The sequence below is a fragment of the Amycolatopsis sp. NPDC034160 genome (assembly GCF_055575355.1).
Genome location: NZ_JBVISU010000020.1, coordinates 133,045 through 154,336, shown reverse-complemented (window position 1 = coordinate 154,336; position 21,292 = coordinate 133,045). Strand labels below are relative to the sequence as shown.

Here is a 21,292-nt window from a genome sequence, read left to right as displayed (position 1 = left end):
CGGCCAACCGCTCATTCTCGGCCCGCAACACCCGGATCGTCTCCGCCTGCGCCACCACAAGCGCAGCAAGCTCGTCATACGACGGACGCTCACCCCCGGACACGTAGTGATCATCGCAGAACGACGACCACCACACGACCCGGGACCTGACTAGTTACGATTCGGGTTCTAACCCGAATCGCCACTCACGACCACCTGGACCGACGGTTCACCGCCGCCCTCACGCCTAAGTACAGGAAGGTGTAAAGGTCGAGTTTCCTCGGCTGAGCCGAGAGAAGGGGGCCTTCACGCGCCGCCGTGGCGATTGGTGGGGCTGGCGAGGCTCGTGATGGCCTTCCGAAAGAGTGAAGGGAAGTTTGAGGGACTCTGGGTCCCTCAAAGAGTCCTTCACGGCACGGCCGCTACCCGCTCGCGCAAATGCGCAAAGCGCCTGAAACGGGCACCATGGCCGCGAGAAGTGTCCCTTACCGTCACCCTCACCCAGGCCAGACACGGCGAAGGGGCCTTCAGGTACTGCTAGGAGCCGGTTTTGTCGTTGGACTTGTAGTCCTTGGTGACGATGACGATCACGCCAGGGGCCGCGTTCTGGATTTCCGCGAACCTCGGCTGGGCTTGGAAACCGAACTCCAGCGCCAACGCCTTCGCGGCCGCTTCCTCGTCGGTACCCGGCCGGTAGTAGGCCGCTGTCGCGGGGAGCTTGCCCTGGTAGCCGTGGACGTCGGTGACGTTCCAGCCGGAGGCGCGGAAGTCCTTCGCGGCCTGCTCGCCCAGCCCCTGGATCGTGCTGTTGTTGTAGACGCGCACGGTCACCCATTTGTGGGAGGCCTGCTGGTCGCCGCCGGGCTGACCCGGACCTGGTTGACCGGGCTGACCGGGTTGGCCCGTCTGCCCGGGCTGACCAGGCTGACTCGCTGGCGGCGCCGAACTCGCGGGCGGGCCCGACGGCGGTGCCGACGAGGCGGGCGGCGTGGTGGCCGGCGGCGAACCCGGTGCCGGTGACGACGGCGAGACGCCGCCGTCCGAGGTCGTCGGGGTGGTCCCCGGCGGGGTGGCGGTGTCCGAATCACCGCCCCCGGTGGCCAGGGTGATCCCGCCGATCACGGCGGCGATCACGGCGACACCGACCAAGGCCAGTCCGGCGGCCTTCATCGGCCGGGACAGCCCCGAAAACAGACTCATGAGAGATCGATCCCCAGTCGCCGGGCCGCGCGATTGCGCTGCCGGGCCGCTCGCGTCTTTCGCAGGCGCTTCACCAGCATCGGATCAGCCTGCATGGCTTCGGTCTTCTCGAGCAGCCGGTTCAGCAGCTGGTAATACCGCGTCGACGACATCGAGAAACGTTCGCGGATGGCCTGTTCCTTCGCGCCGGCGTACTTCCACCACTGCCGTTCGAAAGCGAGCATTTCGAGCTCACGCTCGCTGAGGCCGTGCACGGTCTCCGACGGGGACGGCTGGTCGGGCTCGGCCATCGACTCCGCGGCGTCCATCCGACTCCTCGCAATCAGGTCAGTGCTCGGCGGCGTGAAACCACAGGCTTGTCATTCCGCGGCGCCATTAGACCACGGATCCGGCGCCCGTCCTCGGTATCGACGTCGGCGCGTCATGGGTAAGGGTCTACCAGAAGGGTCCGACTAAACTGCGCCCGTGACCGTCCATCCCATCGTGATCGCCGGCGAGCCCGTGCTGCACAACCCGACTCGGGAAATCACCGAGTTCGACGACAAGCTGCGCACGCTCATCGACGACATGTTCGAGACCATGTACGCCGCCGAAGGGGTCGGCCTCGCGGCCAACCAGATCGGCCTCGACCTGCGAGTGTTCGTCTACGACTGCCCCGACGACGAGGGCACTCGCCACAAGGGCGTCGTGGTGAACCCGAAGCTCGAGACGTCGGAGATCCCGGAGACGATGCCGGACCCGGACGACGACTGGGAAGGCTGTCTCTCGGCACCCGGCGAGTCGTACCCGACAGGGCGGGCTTCGTGGGCGAAGGTGACCGGCTTCGACGTCGACGGTAATCCGATCGAGGTGGAGGGCACCGGCTACTTCGCGCGCTGCCTGCAGCACGAGACCGATCACCTGGACGGCTTCATCTACCTCGACCGGCTGGTCGGCCGCCACGCCCGGGCGGCGAAGAAGATGCTCAAGGCGAACAAGTGGGGCGTTCCGGGCAACTCGTGGCTCCCCGAGGCGCGGCCCGACGCCTCCGACGACTGACCCTTACGCACCTGCCCCGCGTGCAATGAAGGGGCCTTTCCTTGCAAAATTTGCGATGAAAGGCCCCTTCATTGCACTAGCGAGCGGGACTCAGCGGCCGAGCGGGACTCAGCGGCCCAGCACTCAGCAACCCAGGAAGTGGCAGCGCACCACCCGCGGCTGCTCGATCACCTTCCCGGCCTGGACCGACCAAGCGAGCCGGAGGTACTGGGCGTGTGTCCAGGCCAGCGGCGTCGCGGACGCCGTCGGAGTGCCGGCGGGGAAGCCCGTTTGACCCGACGGGGCGTTCTCGTCCCAGACCTGTTCCGGCATGGTGTCACCGGAACTGCTGACGCGACCGAGGTCGCGAAGCCGCTTCGCAGCGGTGCCCCGGTCACCGGCCGCGAGGTCGTACTCGCCGCGTTCACCCGCGAGCAGCGGCCACAGTCGCCCGAAAGTGGTCCGGCTTTCCGCCGGGAACGTGTAGTCCCACGGTGAGCCGTCGGCCTTCTCGCCGTATCCGTCTTTCGTGTACCGGTGCCAGAACTGACCCGTCGGGGTGGTGAAGGCGATGTCGGCGTCGGTGACCGCGATGCTGTTCCGGATCACTGGATCGTCGGCCCGGTAGATGCCCAGCCTCACCAGTTCGAGGAATCCGGCGTCGGTCACGGCACGCTGGTCCATGGTCACGCTGGAATTGCCCAGGTTGTATTTCGTGCCGTTGTTCGCGTCGCCGTCCTTGGTCAGCCGGACGAAGTACGGGTTTTTCGACAGCGGACCGTTCGTGGTCACCGTCCACTGGGCGAGCTTCGCCTTGAACGTGTCGGCGGTGTCGAGGTAGCGCTTCGCGTCGGCTGCGGCGCCGTTCGCCTTGGCGAGGTCGGCGGCGCAGACCAGTCCGGCGATCACCGCGGCGATCGTCGAAGGCGAGTAGCCGTCCTGCTCTTCCCAGCGCTCCTGCTGGCTGTACGGCGAGGCGTGCCCGTTGTCCGCTTTGTAGGACAACAGGAATTCGGCCGCCTTGCGCACACCCTGCCAGGTCTTGGCGTCGGTGCGGCCGAGTTGCTGCGCGAGCACGATCGGCAGCGCGGTCTCGTCGAGCTGGATGGACGTCCAGTACGGCGTGCCGTCGACGTGGCTGTTCTGCGGCAGATGGCCGTCCGGCAGCTGCTGTGTGCCGAACATGTAGTCGACGGACCGGTTCGCGGCGTCCCGGTCACCGGCGGCGAGCAGACCGGTCGCGATCTGGTAGAGGTCGCGAGGCCAGACCAGGTGATAGGTGCCCGAAGGCGACCACTCCGGGTCGTTGTCGCCGAACCGCCAGGGCATGCTCGGCGACGCGATGAACGCTCCCTGGTGAGTCTTGTCCTCACTCGCCGCGAGCATGAGCACGGACGCCTTGTAGAGGTCGCGTTCCTGCTTCGTCTTCAGGGCCGCCGGGACGTCCTTCACCTGGCGGAGGTACTGCTTCCAGCCGCGGTCGTACGCCCGTGCGGCATCGCCGAATCCGCGCCGTTGCGAGGCTTTCGCGTTGGCGAGGGCGTCGGGGCCCTTCGCGCCCATGCCGAGCGCGAGTGTGAAGTCCCGGGAGCGGACGCCGTCGGCGGACGTCTGCCCGGTGAGCAGCACATTGCCCTTGGCCGCGCTCGCGTAATCCTTGAGAGCGAAGGACTTCGTCAGCTGGGTGAGGCCATCGGAGGATCCCGCGTATCCGACTGAAGTGCGCGAGAACGCCGGTTCCGCGGTCAGCGCGGCCGCCGTCTTCGCGTCGGACGCGACGGCGTTCACCCCGTCGGTGCGTGCGGAGTCGTCGGATCCCTCGTTGGTGAGATCGGGGTCCGCGACCGCGTACACCTGGTACGGGCGGCCGGTAAGCGAGACGAAGTCGACGTCGATCAGCACGGTCGTACGCGCCGGGTCGGTGACGTAGGTCTTGCGGAGCTTCCAGCGGCGCTGATCGTCGGTGATGGTCTGCTCGTAGGTGAGGCCGTCGGCGCCGGTGCGCCGGACCTGCTGCGCCTTGGCCGACGAATCGACCGTGGCGAAGCTCTTCCCGTCGGTGACGACGAGGTCGAGCGCGCGGACGCTCGGCGTCGACAGATCCGGGTAGTAGACCTCGGAGAGCCGGCCGCCTTGCAGGGTGAACCAGACGTTGCTCACCCTGTCACGGGCGGTGCCGAAGCCGGTCTTGTTCGCCGGGAGCCAGCTCGGATGGGCGCCGGGCGCACCGGGCGCCTCACCGCCCTGTGCCGACGCCGCCGCCGGGACCAGCGCGGCGATCAGCACGCCTGCCAGTGCCGGGAGCACGATTTTTCGCATATCAACCCCAGGTTCTGTAACGGTGCAGAGCCTCCGGGATTCTGCCGTGAATCCCGTGCGGGCACATGCTCCAAACCGGTGAACCGCTAACGCTGTCGACATGTCTTCAGCCAGTTCACCACGGGGCGGGTTGATTGCGGCACCCCCGACGTGGCATGGTCGGGGCACAACCAAACAACCGCGGGAGCTCGCGCCATGGCGGGCTGAGAGGGCGGCTGGAGTCTTTTTTCTGGAAGACCCGGCGCCGCCGACCGCATGAACCTGACCGGGTAATGCCGGCGTAGGGAGTGAACGTCGTTGACGACGCTTGAGAATGCCCGGAACATCACGCCGACCGTGACCACCGGGCCGATCACCGGTTCCCACAAGGTCTATCACCAGACGGAATCCGGTCTCCGGGTCCCCGCGAGGCGGATCGACCTGTCGAACGGCGAGCATTTCGATGTTTACGACACCTCCGGTCCGTACACCGAAACGGACGCGAAGATCGACGTCCACAGTGGACTCCACCGGCTGCGCACTGGCTGGGCCGACGGACGCGAGCACAACACCCAGCTCGGCTGGGCGAAACAGGGCGTCATCACCCGTGAGATGGAGTACATCGCGGCCCGCGAACGCTGCACGCCGGAGTTCGTGCGGGACGAGGTCGCCCGCGGCCGCGCGGTGATCCCGGCCAACCGCAAGCACCCGGAGAGCGAGCCGATGATCATCGGCAAGAACTTCCTGGTGAAGATCAACGCCAACATGGGCAACTCGGCCGTCTGGTCTTCGGTGGAGGAAGAGGTCGACAAGATGGTGTGGGCCACCCGCTGGGGCGCCGACACCATCATGGATCTCTCCACCGGCAAGCGGATCCACGAGACCCGCGAATGGATCATCCGCAACTCGCCGGTCCCGGTCGGCACCGTGCCGATCTACCAGGCGCTGGAAAAGGTCGACGGCGAGCCGGAAAAACTGTCGTGGGAGGTCTACCGCGACACCATCATCGAGCAGTGCGAACAGGGTGTCGACTACGTCACCGTGCACGCGGGCGTGCTGCTGCGCTACATCCCGCTGACCGCGCGCCGGGTCACCGGCATCGTCTCGCGCGGCGGCTCGATCATGGCGGCCTGGTGCCTCGCGCACCACAAGGAATCGTTCCTGTACACGAATTTCGCCGAGCTCTGCGAGATCCTGCGCGAATACGACGTCACCTTTTCCCTCGGTGACGGCCTGCGTCCCGGCTCGATCGCCGACGCGAACGACCGCGCGCAGTTCGCCGAACTGGAGACGCTGGGCGAACTCACGCACATCGCCCGCGAGCACGACGTCCAGGTGATGATCGAGGGCCCCGGCCACGTGCCGATGCACAAGATCAAGGAGAACGTCGAACTCGAGGAGAAGCTGACCGGCGAGGCGCCGTTCTACACCCTCGGCCCGCTCACGACCGACATCGCGCCGGGGTACGACCACATCACCTCGGCCATCGGCGCGGCGCAGATCGGCTGGTACGGCACGGCGATGCTGTGCTACGTCACGCCGAAAGAGCACCTGGGCCTGCCGAACCGCGACGACGTCAAGACCGGCGTCATCACCTACAAGATCGCCGCGCACGCCGCCGATCTGGCCAAGGGGCACCAGTACGCCCAGGAGTGGGACGACGAGCTTTCCAAGGCCCGCTTCGAGTTCCGCTGGAACGACCAGTTCAATCTGTCGCTGGACCCGGACACCGCGCGCTCGTTCCACGACGAGACACTGCCCGCGGAACCGGCGAAGACGGCACACTTCTGCTCGATGTGCGGGCCGAAGTTCTGCTCGATGCGCATCACCCAGGACGTCCGCAAGTACGCCGAGGAACACGGACTGTCCACAGTGGAGGCCATTGAAGCCGGGATGTCGGAGAAGTCGCACGAATTCGCCGAGCAGGGCAACAAGGTCTACCTGCCGGTGGTCAATCAGTGACGGAAACGCCCAGGACCGCCCTCACCATCGCCGGCTCCGATTCCGGTGGTGGTGCGGGCATCCAGGCCGATCTGCGGACCTTCTTCGCCAACGGCGTGCACGGGATGGTCGCGCTCACCGCGGTCACCGTGCAGAACTCGCTGGGCGTGCAGGGCTTCAGCGAGATCCCGGTCGACGTAGTCACCGGCCAGATCAAGGCCGTCGCCACCGACATGGGCGTCGACGCCGCGAAGACCGGGATGCTCGCCACGGCCGAGATCATCAACGCCGTCGCCAAGACGCTCGATGAGGTCCACATCGGACGGCACACGGAGACGCCGTTCGTCGTGGACCCCGTCGCCGCGTCGATGACCGGGCACGCGTTGCTGCGCGAGGAGGCGCTGGAGGCGATCCGCACCGAACTGTTCCCGCGGGCAACGCTGATCACGCCGAACCTCGACGAGGTGCGGCTGCTGACCGGCGTCTCGGTGACCGGGCCCGCGACCCAGCGGGAAGCGGCGGAAGCGTTGCTGGAGTTCGGTTCGGCGTGGGTGCTGGTGAAGGGCGGGCACCTCGACGCGGCGCAGGATTGTGTGGACTTGCTGACCGACGGCACCACGTGGGTCGAGCTGAGCGGGCCGCGGTTCGACACGCGGAACACGCACGGCGGCGGGGACACCATGGCGTCGGCGATCACCTCTTCGCTGGCGAAGGGGGCCGATGTGCCGACCGCCGTCGCCGAGGGGAAACGGTTCATCGAGCGGTGCGTGGCGGAGTCGTACCCGCTGGGCGCCGGGGTGGGGCCGGTTTCACCCTTCTGGCGGCTCAAGTAAGCGTCGGGCTCGTGAGTGGTAATGATGGTTAGAACCGTCATTACCACTCACGAGACCCAATGTGAAAATGACCCCATGACCGAAAACCCGAGTCCGTCGAGTCCGCCGTCGGCGCTGACCATCGCAGGCTCCGACTCCGGCGGCGCCGCCGGACTGCAGGCGGACCTGCGCACCTTCCTCACCTGCGGCGTGCACGGCCTGGTCGCGGTCACCGCGGTGACCGTCCAGAACACCCTCGGGGTACACGACCGCACCGACATCCCGGCGCGGATCGTCGCCGGGCAGATCGAGGCCGTCGCGGCCGACATGGGGGTCAACGCGGCCAAGACCGGGATGCTCGCCTCGGCCGAGATCATCCACGCCGTCGCCGCCGCGTGCGACAAGGCCGACATCGGCCGCGACCGGAAGGTGCCGTTCGTGGTCGATCCGGTCGCGGCGTCGATGCACGGCCATCCACTGTTCGACGAGGCCGGGCTGGTGGCACTGCGGGACGAACTCCTGCCGCGCGCGACCGTCCTCACCCCGAACCTGGACGAGGTCCGGCTGCTGACCGGCATGACCGTGACCACCCGTGAACAGATGCACCAGGCGGCCGTCGTCCTGCACCGGCTCGGACCGAAGTACGTGCTCGTGAAGAGCGGTCACCTCGTCTCCGACCCGGAATGCGTCGACGTGCTCTTCGACGGCTCCACGTTCGTCGAGCTGCCCGGCGAGCGGTTCGCGACGCAGCACACGCACGGCGCCGGGGACACCATGGCGTCGGCGCTGACGGCCGGTCTTGCCAAGGGGATGTCGGTCGTGGAAGCCGCCCACTACGGCAAGTGGTTCGTCTCACACGCGGTCGAAAACGCTTACCCGATGGGCGCGAAGGTCGGTCCGGTTTCGGCGTTCTGGCGGCTTGCGCCGGAGCACTGAGCATCCGGCCGGTTACGATCTGCGCCGTGACCGCACGCGAAACGGTGGCCAAGGTCGTCGAAGACCGCCGCTTCCAGAACTTCATCATCGCGGTGATCGTCTTCAACGCCGTCACCCTCGGCCTGGAGACCTCGCCCGGAATGGTCGCGGAATACGGGTCGCTGCTGCACACGGTCGACTACATCGCGCTCGGGATCTTCGTGCTCGAACTCGCCGCGAAGTTCTACGCCTATCGCTCGAAGTTCTTCCGCGACCCGTGGAACATCTTCGACCTGCTCGTCGTCGGCATCGCGGTGATTCCCACGACCGGTCCGTTCGCGGTGCTGCGGGCCCTGCGGGTGCTGCGCGTGCTGCGGCTGATCTCGGTCGTGCCGTCGATGCGGAAGGTCGTGACCGGGCTGCTCGCGGCGATCCCCGGGATGGCGTCGATCGCCGCGCTCCTCGCGCTGATCATCTTCGTCGCGGGTGTGATGGCGACGAAGCTGTTCGGCGCGATCTCGCCGGACAACTTCGGCGACCTCGGCACTTCGCTGTTCACGCTGTTCCAGGTGATGACGGGCGAGGCGTGGCCGGACATCGCCAAGGAGATCATGAAGGAAGCACCCATGGCCTGGGTGTTCTTCGTGGTCTACATCCTCGTGTCGAGCTTCGCGGTGCTGAATCTCTTCATCGCCGTCGTGGTCAGCGGGATGGAGGACGAACTTCGCCAGGACATCCGCGAGGAAGAGGCGAAACAGGCCGAGACCCAAGCCGTGGCGAACAAGGAGATCCTCGACGAACTCCGCGCCCTTCGTGCCGAAGTCGCGGAGCTACGTCAGAACCCCTAGCGGTCTAGTCCGCGATGAGTGCTTCGAGAGCGGGCAGAGCCGCCGCCAGCGCGGCCTGATGCTCCGGAGTCAGCCGTTCGAGGCGCTTGCTCAGCTCGTTCACCCGCGTCGACCGCACGCCGGACACCAGCCGCTCGCCCTCTTCGGTGGCCTCCGCGAGCCAAGCCCGCCTGTCGATCGGATCCGATTCACGGCGGACGTACCCGGCTTCGACCAGCGAAGCGACGATCCTCGACATGGTCGCCGCGGCGACGCCTTCCTTCGCCGCGAGATCACCCAGACGGAGCTGGCCGGAGTTCACGAGCGTGGCGAGCGCCGAGATCGCGCCGTGGCCGGGCCCGGGCACGCCCGCCTGGCGCAGTGACCGGGACAACCGGCCCACCGCCAGGAACAACCTGCCCGAAACGTCCTGGACCGCTGACGTGGTCACCACTGGCTCCTCTGGGTACACGGCGGCGGGTGCGCCTCCGGAAAGTGCCGTCAACCATACGGGCTCCCCGTGCGTACTCGCTGTGAAGGCCGTGAACCGTACAAAAGGGTTATCGAGGCGGGCTCGAGGCGTGCGCCCAGAACCGCTGGGGGATCCGGCCCGCCCCGGCGGCCAGCCGGCCGGCGGTGACCGCGGCACGCATCGCCGACGCCATCCGTTCCGGGTCCGCGGCCCTGGTCACGGCGGTGGAGAGCAGGACGGCGTCGCAGCCGAGCTCCATCGCCAGCGTCGCGTCGGAGGCCGTGCCGATTCCGGCGTCGAGGATCACCGGAACCCCCGCGCGCGCCACGATCAGCTCGATGTTGTGCGGGTTCCGGATGCCGAGACCGGTACCGATGGGCGCGCCGAGCGGCATCACGGCCGCGCAGCCCGCCTCCTCCAGCCGCAGCGCCAGCACCGGGTCGTCGTTGGTGTAGGCGAGCACGGTGAAGCCGTCCGCGGTGAGCCGCTCGGCCGCTTCGATGGTCTCGAACGGATCCGGCAGCAGCGTGCGGTCGTCGGCGTGAACCTCCAGCTTGATGAGGTCGGTGTCGAGCGCCTCACGCGCCAGCTGGGCGGTGAGGACGGCTTCGGCGGCCGTCCGGCAGCCCGCGGTGTTGGGCAGCAAGCGGATGCCGAGCCGTCGAAGCAGTTCGAGGACGCCGGAGCCGCCTTCGGCGTCGGCCTTGCGCATCGCGACGGTGGTCAGTTCCGTACCGGACGCCACCAGCGCGCGTTCCAGGACGGTGAGGTTCGACGTGCCGCCGGTACCGATGATCAGTCGCGACGAGAGCTTGTGCTCGCCGATGACGAGGTCGTCACCATTCATGTCAGCCTCCTTGGACCGCGGTCAGGATGTCGACGCTGGCGCCCTTGCGCACCACGGCTTCCGGCCATTCGCCGCGCCGGACGACCACGCCGTCCACCGCCACCGCGACGCCTTGGCCGGCGGTGCCGAGTGCTTCGAGGACACCCTCGACGGTGGTCCCGTCGGGGAACTCGCGCCACTGGCCGTTGACCTGGATCTCCATCACACCCGCTCCTCGCTTCGCCGCGACGGCGTGGCCGCCGCGACCTCGTCCGGCAACGGCACGCCGTCCAGCCAGGCGACCGCGGCGTCCGCGGTGACCGGGGCCATCAGGAGGCCGTTGCGATGGTGGCCCGTCGCGGCGAAGACGCCTTCGCCCAGCTCACCGATGAAGGGCATCGTGTCGACGCTCGCCGCGCGCAGTCCGGCGGCGATCTCGACGAGTTCGTATTCGGCGATTCCCGGGAAGACGCGCTCCGCGCCTTCGAGCAGCTCGCGGACTCCGCGTGCGGTGACGGTCTCGTCGAAACCGGCCTCGTACTGGGTCGCGCCGAGCACGAGTTCGCCGTCGTCACGCGGGACGAGGTAGATCGGGCGGCCTTCGACCATCGCGCGGACGGTCCTGACCGGCGGCGGCAGGCAACCCCGGCGCGGCCGCAGGCGGAGGATCTCGCCCTTCAGCGGGCGGACGGCGCCCGCGAGCGCGGGATGCAGGCGTCCGGTCCAGGCACCGGCGGCGAGGACGACGTCGCCATCGAAGGCTTCGAGATCCGTGACCGTCTCTCGGCGGAACTCCACGCCGTGCCTGCCGCAGGCGTACTTGAGCGCGTGCAGCAGTCTTCGGTTGTCCACGGCCAGATCGCCGGGCACCGACAGTCCACTTCGGACGGACCCGGCGAGGCCCGGCTCGGCGCGGCGAGCCTCGCGGCCGGTCAGCTTCTCGACCTCGCGGCCGAGTTCGGTGAGGTACGCGGCCAGCATCTCGAGGTTGCCCGCGTCGGCGCTGTCCAGCGCGACGACGAGCGTGCCGTGCGGCGACAGGCCCGGATCGACACCCTCTTCGGCCAGGTCACGGGCGAAGTCCGGCCACCGCCGCAACGACGTCTCCCCGAGGGTGAGGACGTCCTCCTCGCCGGGCCAGGCCTCGGTGACCGGGGCCAGCATGCCGCCCGCGAGCCACGACGCCCCTCGCCCGGGATCGGGGTCGTACACGGTGACGCGATGACCACGCGCGGCGGCGCGCCAAGCGACCGACAGGCCGATGACCCCGCCGCCGACTACCGAAAGTTCCCTCATGAACGCTCGCTCCCTGCGCCGGCATGACCCGGATCAGGTTCCACGGTCGGAGCGGTTTCGGCTCCCTCTCAGCCCGTCCTCGGGCTCCCGTGCGGACCACCCCACCGTAGCGCGCGGGTACCGTCGCCGCCATGCCCACCCTGTCTGGTTCGCAGATCCGCGCCCGGCTCGCGGATGCCCGCCTGTACCTCTGCACCGACGCCCGGTCCGCCCGCGGCGACCTCGCCGAATTCGCCGGCGCGGCGCTGGCAGGCGGGGTCGACATCATCCAGCTGAGGGACAAGACCGGCGGCGCCCCGATCGAGGCGAAACACGAGATCGCGGCGCTGGAAGTGCTCTCGGAAGCGTGCGAGAAGCACGGCAAGCTGCTGGCGGTGAACGACCGCGCGGACGTCGCGCTCGCCGTCGGCGCGCACGTGCTGCACCTCGGCCAGGACGACATCCCGGTGTCGGTGGCGCGGCGCGTGCTCGGTGACGACGTGGTGATCGGCCGGTCCACCCATTCGCCCGAGCAGGCCAAGGCCGCGGCCGAGGAACCCGGCGTGGACTACTTCTGCACCGGCCCTTGCTGGCCGACGCCGACGAAACCGGGCCGGTCCGCTCCCGGGCTCGGCCTGGTGCGCGACACGGCGGCCTTCGGGACCTCGCGGCCGTGGTTCGCGATCGGCGGGATCGACGCCGAACGCCTGCCCGAGGTACTGGAGGCGGGGGCGTCACGGATCGTCGTCGTCCGGGCGATCACCGAGGCCGACGACCCCGAAGCGGCCGCTCGCACGCTTCGCTCCGCCCTCTCCTGACCCCGCATTTCGTCCTCTGAATGCGGTAGTTCGCGCTGCCAACTACCGCGTCGAGAGGACGAAATGCGGGAGGGGGCGAGGGTCAGGGGGCGGGAGTGCCGGAGGCCGGCGCGGACGGAGTCGTCGGGGGCACCTGGGTGGTCGAAGGCCTCGTCGGAGGCGGCGCCGACGTCGTGGTCGACGGCGGTGTCGTGGGCGTCGCCGGACTGGTCGGCGTGGTCGACGGCGTCGTCTCGGGCTGGTTGTCCCGGGTCTCCGACGGAGAGGTCGACGGCGGAGTGTCGTGCTTCTCCCGCGGCTGCTCCTGCGCGGGCGCGCCGCCGATGATCTTGCCTATGGTCGTCCCGGTGCCACCGCCGAAGGTCTTCCCCGTCGCGCCTTCGAACCCGGTGATCGCGACGAGCGCCACCGCGAACGCCACGACGCTGACCCCGGCGATCACCGCCCAACGCGGCTGGAATTTCCGCCCGGACGACTCTTCGTCGCCCTCCGGCGGCTTCAGTCGGACGGTCTCCTGCTCGTCGGGGCCGAGCACCCGGCGCCGCCCTGGCACGGTCAGTACCTCGCGCGCCTTCAGCGCGGCGTCACGCGTTCGCTGCAGCGAACGCAGGTACAGCTCGCCGCCGAGCGTCGTGATGACACTCGCCAGCCCCGCGCCCGCCACCGTTCCGGCAACGCCGAGGGTGGAACCCAGGAGCGCGGCGGTGATCGCGGCCATCGCGGCCGCCAGCACCTGGACGATCCGCCCCTGCTTTTCCGTCTTCTCGGTCTTCTCGGTGTCCTTCTCGGAAGTCTCCTTGGTCATGATCCCGTTCTGCAGCTAGTCGGTCCTCACCCAGTCCTAACGAGTAAGGCGCACGGGATGCTCCCTCCGTTGTCCGCACGTGAGGAGCGCCACGCTGTCTGTCCAAAATGGACTCTCAATTATTCACAGTTCCTTGACATAATCAGACATATGGAACTTGTCTCAATCGAGGAAATCCGCGACGCGGCGAGCCGGATCAAGGGTGCCGCGGTGCGCACGCCGTTGCTGCCACAGCCGTGGGCGCCGTTGTGGCTCAAGCCGGAAAGCCTGCAGGAGATCGGCGCGTTCAAGATTCGCGGCGCGTACAATGCGATCGCGGCGCTGGACGAAGATCAGCGCGCCCGCGGTGTCGTCGCGTTCTCCAGCGGCAACCACGCGCAAGCGGTCGCCTACGCGGCGAAGCGGTTCGGAATCCACGCGGTGATCCTCATTCCGGACGTCGCGCCGCGCGCCAAGATCGAAGCCACCAAAGCGCTCGGAGCCGAAGTCATCGAGGTACCGATCGACCGGCAAGAATCCTCCGCGCTCGCCGTCGGCGCCGAACGGAACCTCACCCCGATCCCGCCGTTCGATCACCGCGACGTGATCGCCGGACAGGGGACCGTCGGCCTGGAGATCGCCGAGGACCTGCCCGACGCCGGCGTCGTACTGGTCCCGCTCAGCGGCGGCGGACTGGCCTCGGGCGTCGGCACGGCGATCAAGGCACTGCTGCCCGACGCGAGGGTCATCGGCGTCGAACCCGAACTCGCGGCCGACACCGCCGAAAGCCTGCGCGCGGGCAGGCGGATCGAATGGCCGATGGACCTACGGGCGCGGACCATCGCCGACGGCTTGCGCGCGCAGCCGTCGGACTTGACCTTCGCCCACCTCCAGACGGTGCTCGACGACGTCATCACCGTTTCCGAGGACGAGATCCGGGAGTCCGTCCGGACGCTGGCGCACCGCGCCAGGCTGATCGCCGAACCGAGCGGTGCCACCGCGACCGCCGCGTATCTGTTCCACCGCGACGAACTGCCCGAGGGCAAGGTCGTTTCGGTCGTTTCGGGCGGGAACCTGGACCCGGCGACGCTGGCCGAGATCCTCTCGTGAGTGGTAATGACGGTTAGAACCGTCATTACCACTCACGAGACCCGCTAACCCACGTGACCAGAGGGGCGGATGTGCGTCGGCGGCGAGTCGACTCCGCAGTGCAGGCATTCGCCGGGGTGCGGGGACTCGTCGTCGGCCGGTTCCTCCGAAGAAGGCGTCGTGAGGACGCCGTTGTGGATGCCGAGCGCGATCAAGCCGCCCCCGATGGCCAGCGCCGCGCACACCAGCAGCGCCGTCCGCCATCCCGACGTCAGCGCCACCGGATCGGTGTAGGCGGCACCCGAGAGCCCGGCGACGGCGGGCAGCACGGCGATCGCGAGCAGCCCGCCGGACCGGGCGATGGCGTTGTTGACCCCGGAGGCCACGCCGGCGTACCGGTCCGGCGCGGCGGCCAGCACCGTCGCGGTCACCGGCGCGACGACCGTCGCCAGGCCTGCCCCGAACACCACGACGGCGGGCAGCACGGACCCGAGATACGACGATCCCGGCCCGACGCGCATCAACAGGAGCATGCCGACGCCGACCAGGATCGGGCCGATGACCAGTTGCGCGCGCGGCCCGATCCGCTGCGCGAGCGCGCCCGACCGGCCGGAGAACAGCAGCATGATGACGGTGATCGGCAGTCCGGCGAGCCCGGCCGCGGTCGGTGAATAGCCCAGCGAGACCTGCAACTGCATGACCATCAGCATCATCACGCCGCCGAGTGCCGCGTAGACGACGAAGGTGAGCGCGTTGGCGAGGCTGAACGTCCGGTCGCGGAACAGTTTCGGCGGCACCAGCGGGTCGGCCGAGCGCCGCTGGATCACCAGGAACGCGCTTAGCCCCGCGACACCGAGCACGATGGCGATCAGGACGAAGACATCCCCGATGCCCCGTCCGGGTGCTTCGACCAGTGCTCCGGTCAGCCCGGCGAGCCCGATCGCGCCGACGGCGGCCGCGACGAAATCCGGATGCCCGGTCGCCTCTTCGTCGCGGGACTCGGGCACGTAGCGCTTGGCGAGCAGGACGCAGACGGCGGCCAGCGGCAGGTTGATCAGGAACGCCAGCCGCCACGACCACACCTGCACCAGTACGCCGCCGAGCAGCGGGCCGATCGCCGCCGCGATCCCGCCGAGGCCGGACCACGCGCCGATCGCGCGGGCCCGGTCGTCGTGGGCGAAGGACGCTTGCAGGATCGCGAGCGAGCCGGGCGTGAGCAAAGCTCCCCCGATCCCCTGGAGGATCCGCGTCGCGACGAGCATTTCGGTCGTCGTCGCGGCGGCGCACAGCCCGGACGCGATCCCGAACCAGACGACGCCGACGATGAACATCCGGCGGCGGCCGTAGCGGTCGCCGAGCGAACCGGCGACGAGGATCAGCGCGGCGAGCGCGAGCAGGTAGCCGTCGAGGATCCATTGAAGCCCCGCGACGGACGCGTCGAGTTCGTCGCCGATCCTCGGCAACGCGACGTTGATGATCGTGCCGTCGAGCATCGCCATGCCCGAGCCCACGATGGTCGTGGCGAGTACGCCACGCGCCACCGGCGTCCCCCACCGAATCCCCGCCGCCACGTCACTCATGAACCGACTGAATCACGCCAACCCACCCCAAGCCACCAGAACCCCCAATTACCTGACCCGTCAGAGATTTAAGGACCGAGCAGAAAAGGTCAGGCGACCGAGGCTGGTAACCGGCGGACCGACTCCCCGAAGGCGCGCCAGCGCCGACGGGGAGTCCGCACAGGCGCGCCCTCTTTTGGCCGAAGGCCACGGAAACGTTTTGTAGGGCGCCCTTCAAGATCACCGCGAGTTCCACTACGGTCCAGCGCCCTGCGAAACGTTTCCGTCAGCGCGCCCTATGGAAGCAGCGTAGTGACGAACTTGTAACGATCGCCCCGGTAGATCGCGCGGGCGAACTCAACCGGTTTTCCGTCGGTGGCGAAGGAATGCCGCGAAAGGAGCAACATCGGCATCCCGACGTCGGCGCCGAGCATCTCCGCCTCGTGCGGTCCGGCAAGCGCTGTCTCGATCGTTTCCTCGGCCCTTTCGAGCTCGACGCCGTAGTGCTCCCTCAGCACAGCGTACAGGGAGCCACCTGCGGAAACGTGTTTGCGCAAACCGCGGAACCGGCCGAGTGGAAGATGTGTGGTCTCGAGCGCCATCGGCTGCGAATCGGCCAGCCGGAGACGGCGAAGGCGAAGGATTTTCGCGCCGACCCGGATTCCGAGGATTTTCGCGAGATCGGCTTCCACGGGGAGTTCGTCGATCTCCAGCAGCTTCGACGACGGCTTGAGGCCCTGCTTGTGCATGTCCTCGGTGTAGGACGACAACTGCAGGCGCTGCGCGAGTTTCGGCTCGGCGGCGAAGGTGCCCTTGCCCTGCACGCGGTGGAGCCTGCCCTCGGCGGTGAGGTCGGCGAGCGCTTGGCGGACCGTGGTGCGCGAAACGGTGAATTCACCCGCCAGTGCCCGTTCCGTCGGAATCGGCGAGCCCGGCGGCAACGCGTCGAGCAAATCGAGCAGGTGCTGCTTCAGCGCCCAGTACTTGGGTTCACGCTGTCCGCGCATCCCTGCTGCAGCGCCCGCCTCACCCGCGGTGGTTGTCTCCAACATGACCGACTCCCTAAGCCTTCCCACTCAAACGCGCACCTGCCCCGCTAGGAAACGTACCCTTCACCACAAACGTCCATTCGGGCTAGCATTGGTCTAGACCTACGGGGGACGAGGTACGTCCCGGTGGAAGGGAACGAGATGACCGAACAGCGCCCCGGCGAGCACATGGCCGCGGAGATCTCCCAGCAACCCGCCATTCTGGCAGGAATCGTGGAGCGACAGGCCGAAATCGCCGAGGTGGCCGAAGCCATCTCCAAGCGCCCGCCCAGGTTCGCACTGCTCGCCGCGCGCGGTTCCAGTGACCACGCCGCCCTGTACGCGAAGTACCTGATCGAAGTACTCCTCGGTCTCCCCTGCGGTCTCGTCTCACCCTCCACCGCCACTTTGTACGGTGCCCGTCCCGATCTGCGGGACGTTCTCTTCATCACAGTAAGCCAAAGCGGTGGTTCGCCGGATCTCATCGAGGTCACCGAAACGGCGCGTCGTCAGGGAGCGTTGACCGTTTCGGTCACCAACACCCCCGACTCCCCGCTTCGCTCCGCCGCCGAACTCGGTGTCGACATCGGCGCGGGACTGGAAAAAGCGGTCGCCGCGACGAAGACGTACTCCGCCACCTTGCTTTCGCTTTACCTTCTGATCGACGCGGTTCGCGGCGGCAAGGGCGAGGACGCGGAGCGGCTGGGCGAACTCGCGCAGCAGACCCTCGACGGCGCCGACGAAGGCGTTCAGCGCGCGGTGGATCGCTACCGCTTCGTCGACCGGGTGCTCACCACCGGCCGCGGCTACTCCTACGCGACGGCGTTGGAAGGTTCGCTGAAGCTCGCCGAAACCAGTTACCTCGCGGCCCGCGCGTACAGCGGCGCGGACCTGCTGCACGGCCCGGTCGCCGCCGTCGACGGCGAGACCGCGGTGCTCGCGGTGACGAGCAACGGACATGGCGTTGGCGCGATGCAGGAGGTCGTCGAGGCCGTCGGCAAACGCGGGGCGGACGTGCTCGCGGTCGGTTCCGCCGCGGCCGACGTCCCCGCCGCGCTGCGGATCGGTGTCGCCCCTTCGGCCGAAGAGGTCGCCCCGATTCTGGAGATCCTGCCCATCCAGCGGATCGCCCTCGGGCTTTCGCTGGCGCGCGGCGGTGACCCGGACAACCCCCGAGGGCTGCTGAAGGTGACCAAGACCCGGTGACGCACGTCATCGGTGTGGATGCCGGAGGCACGTCGACGCGAGCGATCGTCGTCGACGCCTCCGGCGCCGTCCTCGGCACCGGGCACGCGGACGGCGGGAATCCCAACTCCCATCCGCCGAGGGAGGCCGCCTCGCGGATGGCGAGCGCGATCACCGCGGCGCTGGGCGGGCTCGACCCGGCCGCGACGGCGGCGTGCGTCGTCGGCATGGCGGGTGTCAGCAAGCTGAGCGATCCGGCGATCGGGGAGGTCTTCGCGGCCACTTGGCGGAACTTGCGGATCAGTCCAGTGCGGACGGTCCCCGACGCCGAGGTCGCTTACGCGTCGGCCACCTCCGCGCCGAACGGTTCGGTGCTCGTGGCGGGCACCGGGTCGATCGCGGGCCGGGTCCGCGGCAGGCGGATGGTCGCCACCTTCGGCGGATACGGCTGGTTGCTCGGCGACGAAGGTTCGGCGTACTGGCTCGGCCGTGAAGCCGTTCGCTCCACATTGGATGCTCTGGGCCGGGGTGAAGAACTCGGCCCGCTCGCGAGCGCCGTCCTCGCCGAAGCGCTCGGACCGTCCGCAGTGGACGTGAGCGATCCCGGAGCCAGGACGGCGGTGTGGCGGGGCCTCATCACGAGCGCCAACTCCGAGGCACCGATCCGGCTCGCCCGATTCGCCCCGCTCGTCAGCGAAGCCGACCGGCAGGGTGACCCGGCGGCGGACCGGATCACCACCGAAGCGGCGCGGTTTCTGGTGACCAACGTCATGGCGGCGCGCGAACCCGGCGAGACGACCCCGGTCGTCCTCGTGGGTGCCGTGCTGTCCCCGGCCGGTCCGGTCGGGGCGAAAGTCCGCGCCGCACTGACCGGCATCGAGGTGCTGACCAGCACCGACGGTGTACTCGGCGCCGCTTGGCTCGCGGCCGTCGACGCGTACGGAGAAGGTGCGCCGCGCCCGGCGGCCGGATGAAAAAACACCGAAAACAGCCCGCAAAAGACCAAACCATCGACTCCGGGGCCGAACTCCGGGTACCGTAGGACCCGGCCCCCGGACCCTCCCCCCTCGCCGGGGGCCGCCTTATGTCCTGGGTAGCCCGTCGGACTCGGAGCCGGAGGGGTTCTTGCCCGCCGCGTCCGCGTCGCCGTCGTCTTCCACGACCCGCAGACCAGGATGTTCCGGCGGCAAGGTGCGGTACAGCACCCAGCCGCTCACCGCGACCGTCACCGCGACCAGCGGCCAGGACAACACCGTTCGCGCGATGCCGAGCGCGACCACCTGCCCGCTCCACCACAGCGAGCCGAACACGGCCACGCGCAGCGTGTACTGCAGGAACACCCACACCCAGCTCGCCCGCGAGTACGCGCGAAGCAGCGCGGGATCACGACGCCAGCGCGTCTTCTGTCCGATGACGAGGCCCACCACGACGCCGAGCAACGGCCACCGGATCACGATGCTGGCCGCCCACAGCAGCGCGCTGGCCACATTGGACAGCAGCTGGATGAGGAAGAAGTCCTGGGCGCGGCCGGTGTGCAAGGCGATCAACGCGGCGGCGATCACCGCGGCGAGGCTCACCACGACCGCACGCGCCTTGTCACCGCGCGCGACCCGGTAGGCACCGAGCAGCACCGCCACGCCGATGGCCAACCCGGCGCCCCAGGCGATCGACTGATCCGCGATCAGCCAGCCGACGACGAAGGCCGCGGGCGGGATACTCGCGTCGAGGGCGCCACGCCGCCCGCCGAGGATCTGGGCGAGCGACTCACGCGGGGGTCGATAGGTCACCCTTACAGCCTGCCGGATCCATGAGCACCGACACCCGCTCAGGGAGACGTTCGCCACATACACTGTCCGTTTTACGCCTACTTGAGGTGAATCTCGGCAGCTCAGGAGTGTACATCCCAGTAATGGAGATGCATGGACGTCCGTCAAACTAAGAGACTGTGTCAACGGACTGAACCATGGGTTTCGGCCAGGTGGGATGGCAGGGGCGCTCTCAGCTGTTAGTTGTGGTGTACAAGTACCACCGGGGGCACACGGACGGAAGGGGACCCAACGTGTACGGATTCGACAGCTACGTGGCGATCGGTGACAGCTTCACCGAAGGACTCAACGACGATTTGCCTGACGGCACCTATCGGGGCTGGGCGGATCGGCTCGCCGAGATCCTCGCCGAAGGCAGGGCCGATTTCCAGTACGCGAACCTCGCCCTCCGCGGGAAGATGCTCGACGAGATCCTCGAAGAGCAGCTGCCCATCGCCCTCGCGGTGAAGCCCGACCTGGTCACCCTGTGCGCGGGCGGGAACGACATCATCGTGCCCGGCGCGGACGTGGACGCCGTCGCCGCGCGGCTGGAGGCGGGGGTCGCCAAGCTGCGCGAGGCCGGGATCCCGGTGCTCATCTTCAACGGGCCCGACACCAAGTACCTGTCCGTGATGCATGTCCTGCGCGGCAAGGTCGGGATCTACAACGCGCATCTGTGGGCGATCGCCCACCGCCACGGCGCGAAGATGGTCGACCTGTGGGCGATGGACCCGCTGCACGACCGTCGCGCCTGGAGCGACGACAGGCTGCACTTCACCCCCGAGGCCCACCGGCGGATCGCGCTGCGCGCGGCCGAGGTCCTCGGCGTCCCGGTCGCCGACGACTGGCGCGAGCCGTGGCCGGCGTCCGATGAGCCGAGTACCTGGATCACCTCGCGCCGCTCCGACCTCGAATGGACGAAGGCGCACCTGCTGCCGTGGATCCGGCGTCAGCTCAAGGGCGAGTCGATGGGCGACGGCCTGTCCCCGAAGCGCCCGGAACTCGCCCCGCTGCTTCCGCTGGAGCAGCTCGAAACGGCGACCGTCACACTGCCCGCCGAGGCACTGCGCACGGAGCGGACGGTCCACCACCACGCGAGCTGACCCGCGTCGGTACCGGTGGTCGTGAGTGGCGATTCGAGTTCTATAGAGGGTCAAGGCAAACGTGGCGTGTTCGGGCGGGATGGTGGCTTGGGTGACGCGGCGCCGTACTCGCGTGCTCAGGGCCGGATCTCGCGTGCTTGGAGGCGTAACACCCGTGCTTGGAGGCGTAACACCCGAGTGCGGGGTTCAGGCACGCGAGTTCCGTCTCTGAGCACGCGCGTTACGCCTTCGCCCAGCCCCTCACCCCGACGAACAGGCCCGCGTCGGTACCGGTGGTCGTGAGTGGCGATTCGGGTTCTAACCCGAATCGCCACTCACGACCCACCCGACCCACGCGGCACCGGCACTCTCCGGTTGTG

At 68.6% G+C, this 21,292-nt stretch carries 21 protein-coding genes and 1 riboswitch; of the genes, 10 read left to right on the top strand and 11 right to left on the bottom strand.

The features are described from left to right. Positions 1 to 516: 516 nt before the first annotated feature. On the bottom strand, positions 517 to 1,179 hold the full coding sequence (locus tag ACZ54P_RS31780; protein WP_465465280.1) for a LytR C-terminal domain-containing protein: 663 nt from the start codon (positions 1,177 to 1,179) through the stop codon (positions 517 to 519). After that, positions 1,176 to 1,487, bottom strand: coding sequence for a DUF3263 domain-containing protein (locus ACZ54P_RS31775; RefSeq protein ID WP_465465279.1), 312 nt, complete (start codon positions 1,485 to 1,487; stop codon positions 1,176 to 1,178). The genes ACZ54P_RS31780 and ACZ54P_RS31775 overlap by 4 nt, the downstream gene beginning before the upstream one ends. Positions 1,488 to 1,644: 157 nt before the next feature. Here ACZ54P_RS31775 and ACZ54P_RS31770 point away from each other — a divergent pair, with 157 nt between their 5' ends. Continuing rightward, positions 1,645 to 2,217, top strand: coding sequence for a peptide deformylase (locus ACZ54P_RS31770; RefSeq protein ID WP_465465278.1), 573 nt, complete (start codon positions 1,645 to 1,647; stop codon positions 2,215 to 2,217). Positions 2,218 to 2,340: 123 nt separating this feature from the next. Here ACZ54P_RS31770 and ACZ54P_RS31765 read toward each other — a convergent pair whose 3' ends face one another. Continuing rightward, positions 2,341 to 4,515: a glycoside hydrolase family 15 protein gene (locus tag ACZ54P_RS31765; protein ID WP_465465277.1), complete on the bottom strand. Its 2,175-nt coding sequence runs from the start codon at positions 4,513 to 4,515 to the stop codon at positions 2,341 to 2,343. A gap of 297 nt (positions 4,516 to 4,812) precedes the next feature. Here ACZ54P_RS31765 and thiC point away from each other — a divergent pair, with 297 nt between their 5' ends. The 4 genes from thiC to ACZ54P_RS31745 all read left to right on the top strand — a co-directional run bounded on the left by thiC (position 4,813) and on the right by ACZ54P_RS31745 (position 9,010). After that, positions 4,813 to 6,456, top strand: coding sequence for a phosphomethylpyrimidine synthase ThiC (gene thiC / locus ACZ54P_RS31760; protein ID WP_465465276.1), 1,644 nt, complete (start codon positions 4,813 to 4,815; stop codon positions 6,454 to 6,456). Continuing rightward, entirely contained in the window at positions 6,453 to 7,268 is an 816-nt protein-coding gene (thiD, locus tag ACZ54P_RS31755) for a bifunctional hydroxymethylpyrimidine kinase/phosphomethylpyrimidine kinase (RefSeq protein WP_465465275.1), read from the top strand. The genes thiC and thiD (ACZ54P_RS31755) overlap by 4 nt, the downstream gene beginning before the upstream one ends. Before the next feature lie 75 nt (positions 7,269 to 7,343). Then, the gene (gene thiD / locus ACZ54P_RS31750; RefSeq protein WP_465465274.1) at positions 7,344 to 8,183 is read left to right on the top strand and encodes a bifunctional hydroxymethylpyrimidine kinase/phosphomethylpyrimidine kinase; all 840 of its coding nucleotides are present in this window, start codon (positions 7,344 to 7,346) and stop codon (positions 8,181 to 8,183) included. Positions 8,184 to 8,209: 26 nt separating this feature from the next. Next, complete coding sequence (locus tag ACZ54P_RS31745; RefSeq protein WP_465465273.1) at positions 8,210 to 9,010, top strand: ion transporter; 801 nt, start codon at positions 8,210 to 8,212, stop codon at positions 9,008 to 9,010. A gap of 4 nt (positions 9,011 to 9,014) precedes the next feature. Here ACZ54P_RS31745 and ACZ54P_RS31740 read toward each other — a convergent pair whose 3' ends face one another. From ACZ54P_RS31740 to thiO, 4 genes are all read right to left on the bottom strand, one after another. Next, complete coding sequence (locus ACZ54P_RS31740; RefSeq protein ID WP_465465272.1) at positions 9,015 to 9,440, bottom strand: MarR family winged helix-turn-helix transcriptional regulator; 426 nt, start codon at positions 9,438 to 9,440, stop codon at positions 9,015 to 9,017. A gap of 109 nt (positions 9,441 to 9,549) precedes the next feature. Then, complete coding sequence (gene thiG / locus ACZ54P_RS31735; RefSeq protein WP_465465271.1) at positions 9,550 to 10,308, bottom strand: thiazole synthase; 759 nt, start codon at positions 10,306 to 10,308, stop codon at positions 9,550 to 9,552. 1 nt (position 10,309) lies between these two features. Next, positions 10,310 to 10,510 carry a sulfur carrier protein ThiS gene (thiS, locus tag ACZ54P_RS31730; RefSeq protein ID WP_465465270.1) on the bottom strand — a complete coding sequence of 67 codons (201 nt, stop codon included), beginning with the start codon at positions 10,508 to 10,510 and terminating at the stop codon, positions 10,310 to 10,312. Beyond that, on the bottom strand, positions 10,510 to 11,583 hold the full coding sequence (thiO, locus tag ACZ54P_RS31725; RefSeq protein WP_465465269.1) for a glycine oxidase ThiO: 1,074 nt from the start codon (positions 11,581 to 11,583) through the stop codon (positions 10,510 to 10,512). Before thiO ends, thiS begins: the two co-directional genes overlap by 1 nt. Continuing rightward, a riboswitch (TPP riboswitch) is annotated at positions 11,577 to 11,684 on the bottom strand. It overlaps the preceding gene by 7 nt. 30 nt (positions 11,685 to 11,714) lie before the next feature. On the opposite strand from thiO, the gene thiE reads away from it, so the two are divergent. Beyond that, positions 11,715 to 12,380, top strand: a complete 666-nt coding sequence (gene thiE, locus ACZ54P_RS31720; RefSeq protein WP_465465268.1) for a thiamine phosphate synthase — start codon at positions 11,715 to 11,717, stop codon at positions 12,378 to 12,380. Between the two features lie 82 nt (positions 12,381 to 12,462). Here thiE and ACZ54P_RS31715 read toward each other — a convergent pair whose 3' ends face one another. Continuing rightward, entirely contained in the window at positions 12,463 to 13,185 is a 723-nt protein-coding gene (locus ACZ54P_RS31715; RefSeq protein WP_465465267.1) for a hypothetical protein, read from the bottom strand. A gap of 150 nt (positions 13,186 to 13,335) precedes the next feature. Between ACZ54P_RS31715 and ACZ54P_RS31710 the strand changes: the two genes are divergently transcribed. Next, a complete protein-coding gene (locus ACZ54P_RS31710; RefSeq protein WP_465465266.1) occupies positions 13,336 to 14,274 on the top strand; it encodes a threonine ammonia-lyase in 939 nt (312 codons plus the stop codon). A gap of 44 nt (positions 14,275 to 14,318) precedes the next feature. On the opposite strand, the gene ACZ54P_RS31705 is transcribed toward ACZ54P_RS31710, so the two are convergent. Both ACZ54P_RS31705 and ACZ54P_RS31700 read right to left on the bottom strand, forming a co-directional pair. Beyond that, entirely contained in the window at positions 14,319 to 15,833 is a 1,515-nt protein-coding gene (locus ACZ54P_RS31705) for an MFS transporter (protein ID WP_465465265.1), read from the bottom strand. 275 nt (positions 15,834 to 16,108) lie between these two features. Beyond that, a complete protein-coding gene (locus ACZ54P_RS31700) occupies positions 16,109 to 16,864 on the bottom strand; it encodes a GntR family transcriptional regulator (RefSeq protein ID WP_465465264.1) in 756 nt (251 codons plus the stop codon). A 138-nt stretch (positions 16,865 to 17,002) separates the two neighbouring features. On the opposite strand from ACZ54P_RS31700, the gene ACZ54P_RS31695 reads away from it, so the two are divergent. Further along, entirely contained in the window at positions 17,003 to 18,046 is a 1,044-nt protein-coding gene (locus ACZ54P_RS31695; protein ID WP_465465263.1) for an SIS domain-containing protein, read from the top strand. After that, the gene (locus ACZ54P_RS31690) at positions 18,043 to 18,999 is read left to right on the top strand and encodes an N-acetylglucosamine kinase (RefSeq protein WP_465465262.1); all 957 of its coding nucleotides are present in this window, start codon (positions 18,043 to 18,045) and stop codon (positions 18,997 to 18,999) included. The genes ACZ54P_RS31695 and ACZ54P_RS31690 overlap by 4 nt, the downstream gene beginning before the upstream one ends. Before the next feature lie 108 nt (positions 19,000 to 19,107). On the opposite strand, the gene ACZ54P_RS31685 is transcribed toward ACZ54P_RS31690, so the two are convergent. Further along, positions 19,108 to 19,812 carry a DUF3159 domain-containing protein gene (locus ACZ54P_RS31685; protein ID WP_465465261.1) on the bottom strand — a complete coding sequence of 235 codons (705 nt, stop codon included), beginning with the start codon at positions 19,810 to 19,812 and terminating at the stop codon, positions 19,108 to 19,110. A 272-nt stretch (positions 19,813 to 20,084) separates the two neighbouring features. Here ACZ54P_RS31685 and ACZ54P_RS31680 point away from each other — a divergent pair, with 272 nt between their 5' ends. Continuing rightward, complete coding sequence (locus ACZ54P_RS31680) at positions 20,085 to 20,933, top strand: SGNH/GDSL hydrolase family protein (protein ID WP_465465260.1); 849 nt, start codon at positions 20,085 to 20,087, stop codon at positions 20,931 to 20,933. The last annotated feature ends 359 nt before the right edge of the window (positions 20,934 to 21,292 follow it).